Genomic DNA, 3,465 nt, shown 5'->3' with positions numbered 1-3,465 from the left:
CAACCCTACGTTATACTCAAGGGGTTCAGAACTTTCCCTCTTTTTTTTCGCTCAGTTTTGACCTTGAGTCTCTCTGCCTTATCTGGTTGTCGAAGCCAGATGTTGAGACACATAGATAGTTATGGGATGGTCAGGGGTGCGAATCCCTTATATTCCACCAAGGGGTGGAAGTCCCACTAGGAGGTTATTTCAGGCATTGCAGCCCTATTTCACTCCTAAACGTCTCGCACGCTATATCAGCATCAAGGACATAGTATTGTCCCTTATTTATGGCAATATAAATTCTGCTGATTGCGTCATGGGCAGACCGTCCAGGATGGAACCCGTAGCTTGTGCCTTCAAATCTCGATTCCCATTCAGGTTCGAGAGCCGACTTAACCAAGGCTTGCCTTGCTCTATCTTGGATTGTGGGTATTCCTATTCCAGCTTTTTTCATCCCTACCAGGTTTTGGAATCCAAACCCGTCGCAGTGGTTTTGCTTTGAGGTTTCCCTTAATGTTCTTGACCAGTTCAAACCTTTGTCTTGAAGAGATTACTCTTACTCCATCTACTCCGGCTGTCTTCTTGCCTTGATTATCTTGGGTCACTCGCCGCACTGCTAAGAGCCGGGCATAGTATGATTTCACCAATAGACGTTGCCACCTTCGTGCCTTAGCATTTTGTCCCGATTTAGCTGCTTGAAATATACTCTTTTGGAGCTTGAAAACTTTCCGTTGAACCTTAGTCCATGGGATTGCTTTCCATGCGTTGTTCGTAGTCTTGATTGGTTTTGGTTTCCCAAACCCTTTCTTTAAACTCGCTATCGCCATTTGTACACCTACTAGACTCTATTTCTTGACAATCAAACCGTGACCTGTTAGCATATCCCTGCCATTACAGTAGGGCGTTGGCTTTTGGTCACATCTCACACCCTCTAGGACTTGCGGTTACACTTTTCCCTACTGAGGTATCGACCATACTCTCAGAGTCCATGAGGGCTTAAAACGTTCCGTTTATATGGGCATTCCATCTTTTAGATTTGTCCTTTCCACCGGGGTACTTTTAAAGGTCTGTGTAGGTATTATGAAGAAATTCCTACTTTTCCCCTTACTCTTTTGAGTGCAGCGTGTCAACCTGTTTCGCTACTTTCTAGTTACGATGGTTCAAGCCGGACATTCGGTTTCCCTAATCATGGATGGTTGGCAGTGGTCTCGCTTCTGATGTTAGGTTACATCTCGGAGCCTTCCGTTCCCCGCTTCAATCCTGGGGTTGTGATTCCCAAAACTGGGGGTGGCTATCGCCGTTACCCTAATTTCCTAACTTTTACTTATMCATTTKTGGGMTTMCTATAAGGAATTTGTATGGGTTAGTTCGTTTTGACCTTGGGTTCCCTGCCTTGTTTGGTATATCTCTATACCGAACGTTGGGACATATAAACAGTTATGAGGATGGTCAGGAGTGCGTTCCTTATATTCAGCCAAGGGGTTGAAGTCCCCACCAGGCGGTTATTTCAGGTATTTCAACCCTATTTCATGCCTGAACGTTTCGCACCCCCATGAATAGTATAGCACAAGACAGAACATTTAGGACGTATAATGGCAAGGATATCTACAGAAGACCCAAAATGCCAGCCCCCTACAGTTACGACCTTAGACAAAAAGTTATTAATGCAATTGAACTAGACGGTATACCCAAAACCGAAGCCAGTCAAGTTTTCCATGTCAGCCGGAACACTATCAATCTCTGGCTGCAAAGAAAAGAACACACCGGCGACTTCCTCCCTAAACCGAATCGCCSACCTGGYMATARCCACCAAATTACCGACTGGCAYAAATTCAAGGCTTTTRCCCAAGAGCATGGCGATCAAACCTCCGCTCAAATGGCTCAACTTTGGGATGACGACATCTCTCCTCGCACCATATCCAGAACCTTGAAGAAAATTGGCTTCACCAGAAAANCAACTTACGGCTACCAAGAACGTGATGAGCAACAGCGAGAGGAGTTTATTGCTCAGATTGAACATATGGAGCCGGAAGGGTTGGTTTACCTCGATGAAGCTGGCATGAATAGTCAAGACTCGGATTATCCTTATGGTTACTGCGAGGAAGGACAACGCTTCGATGCCCTCAAATCCGGGAAGAGGCAGGGCAGGGTGAGCTATATGGCGGCATGGTGTTATCAACAACTCTTAGCCCCCGATCGCTTTGAGGGTTGTTGTAATCGGACAGTGTTTGAGTTGTGGTTGGAGTTCATCTTAATTCCAACATTGAAGCCAGGTCAGACTCTAGTATTGGACAATGCAACGTTTCATAAAGGGGGGCGGCAGGCTGAACTGGTGGAGGCAGCTCAATGCCGTTTACTCTATCTACCACCTTATTCGCCAGACCTCAACAAGATAGAGAAATGTTGGTCGTGGTTGAAAGCCCGCATTCGCCATTGCACGTGAGCAGTTTGATTCTCTCGATGATGCCATGGATTCTGTTCTCAAGGCTGCGTCCTAACCGTATTGACGAGTGCTATAATTCCAACACTGAAGCCAGGTCAGACTCTAGTGCTAGACAATGCAACGTTTCATAAAGGGGGACGGATTCCTGAGCTAGTGGAGGCGGCTCAATGCCGTTTGCTCTATCTACCACCTTATTCGCCAGACCTCAACAAGATAGAGAAATGTTGGTCGTGGTTGAAAGCCCGCATTCGCCATTGCACGTGAGCAGTTTGATTCTCTCGATGATGCCATGGATTCCGTTCTCCCAGCTGCGTCCTAACCACCTTGACTAATGCTATAGATACTGCGATAAGTAGGAGTTTAATGGCGAAAGCGAGTTTAAAGACTAACGCAGGCATATAGCTTTGGAAGTTGAAGTACGAAAGCAGGGGGTTGTAACCCTGTTCCTAATGACAAAGGGGTATCCACATCAGGAGCCGTATGAGGTGAAAGTCTCAAGTACGGTTTGGAAGTGGAGTTGGGGAAGGTGACTTCCCTTTCGACCATAACAGCCACCCCCAGTTTCAGGATTCACAACCCGTCAGATTGAAGCGGGGAACGGAAGGCGTGAAGTAGAACCTACTACCAGATGCGACCACTGCCAACCATCCATGATTAAGGAAACCGAACGTCTGGCTTGAACCATCGTAACTATTGGGCAGCGAAATAGGTTGAAACGCTGCCGCTTAAAAAGGCAAGGGGAAAAGTGGGAGTCTGTTGGTACTACCCAGAAGCAACGAAAGTTGTGCATAGACCTTTAAAGTACCCCGGTGGATAGGACGAATCTAAAGATGGAATGCCCGCATAGATGGAACGTTTAAACCCCTCATTGGATTAGGGGTCGAGAATGGAGTCACCTCCATCCCCTCCCATTCAGAACCGTACATGAGACTTTCACCTCATACGGCTCCTAGTCTGACTATTCCATTGTTATGGACACAGCGTTGGCATTATCGAGCGCCGTCTTATCATCGCGGGTGTGGCGATGTAGCAGTTGAAGA

The 3,465-nt window shown here is 46.8% G+C and carries 4 protein-coding genes and 1 pseudogene; 2 read left to right on the top strand and 3 right to left on the bottom strand.

Annotated features, from left to right (window positions below; genetic code table 11):
* Positions 1-184: 184 nt before the first annotated feature.
* Positions 185-436: a hypothetical protein gene (locus tag B9T16_RS27010; RefSeq protein ID WP_410246210.1), complete on the bottom strand. Its 252-nt coding sequence runs from the start codon at positions 434-436 to the stop codon at positions 185-187.
* Complete coding sequence (locus B9T16_RS27005; protein WP_014276179.1) at positions 396-809, bottom strand: reverse transcriptase N-terminal domain-containing protein; 414 nt, start codon at positions 807-809, stop codon at positions 396-398. Before B9T16_RS27005 ends, B9T16_RS27010 begins: the two co-directional genes overlap by 41 nt.
* A gap of 794 nt (positions 810-1,603) precedes the next feature.
* Here B9T16_RS27005 and B9T16_RS27000 point away from each other — a divergent pair.
* Together B9T16_RS27000 and B9T16_RS26995 are read left to right on the top strand one after the other, a co-directional pair.
* Positions 1,604-2,480, top strand: a protein-coding gene (locus B9T16_RS27000) for an IS630 family transposase (protein ID WP_410246209.1) whose coding sequence is annotated in 2 segments (ribosomal slippage) — positions 1,604-2,416 and positions 2,418-2,480 — 876 coding nt in all. Because the reading frame shifts where the segments join, the coding sequence is not laid out codon by codon here.
* Between the two features lie 50 nt (positions 2,481-2,530).
* Positions 2,531-2,689, top strand: a complete 159-nt coding sequence (locus B9T16_RS26995) for a transposase (protein ID WP_410246208.1) — start codon at positions 2,531-2,533, stop codon at positions 2,687-2,689.
* A gap of 694 nt (positions 2,690-3,383) precedes the next feature.
* Here the strand turns inward: B9T16_RS26995 and B9T16_RS26990 are convergent.
* Positions 3,384-3,465: pseudogene (locus B9T16_RS26990) on the bottom strand (maturase); the annotation flags it as partial.

Source organism: Arthrospira sp. PCC 8006, assembly GCF_046480465.1.
In the GTDB taxonomy this organism is placed as follows: domain Bacteria; phylum Cyanobacteriota; class Cyanobacteriia; order Cyanobacteriales; family Microcoleaceae; genus Limnospira; species Limnospira platensis.
Note: the sequence above shows the minus strand (reverse complement) of the source record. Positions and strands in the feature narration are given on the sequence as shown.